Origin of the sequence: Exiguobacterium sp. s101 (assembly GCF_018617835.1) — a bacterium.
GTDB classification, from domain to species: Bacteria; Bacillota; Bacilli; order Exiguobacteriales; family Exiguobacteriaceae; genus Exiguobacterium; species Exiguobacterium marinum.
In genome coordinates, this window is record NZ_JACSKX010000040.1 from 1 (window position 1) to 359 (window position 359).

Genomic DNA, 359 nt, shown 5'->3' on the forward strand with positions numbered 1-359 from the left:
ATTCACGGAACACTGGGATACCTGACGCCGAAAGAGTACAAACAGAGACACCTCTTAAAAACTGTCTAGTTTAGTGTTGACAATCCACATTTCGCCGTCATGACGAACGACGCGATGGTCTCGGAGAAAATCGAAAACCCACGTTTCCTTCGACAATCCGAAGCGAAGGTCAAGATGGCGCAACGGGCGCTGTCGCGCAAGAAGATCGGGAGCAAGAATCGTGAAAAGGCCAAGTTACTTTTGGCCAAGAAACATGAAAAGATTGCCAACCAACGCAAGGACTTCCTTCACAAGCTGTCGAGACGGATCGTTGACGAGAACCAAGTCATCGTCGTGGAGACATTGAAGTCGAAGGACAT

At 48.7% G+C, this 359-nt stretch carries 1 pseudogene; it reads left to right on the top strand.

Annotation, left to right across the window (positions count from 1 at the left end):
* Positions 1-87: 87 nt before the first annotated feature.
* Positions 88-359 (top strand): annotated as a pseudogene (locus KNO76_RS13915) (transposase); the annotation flags it as partial.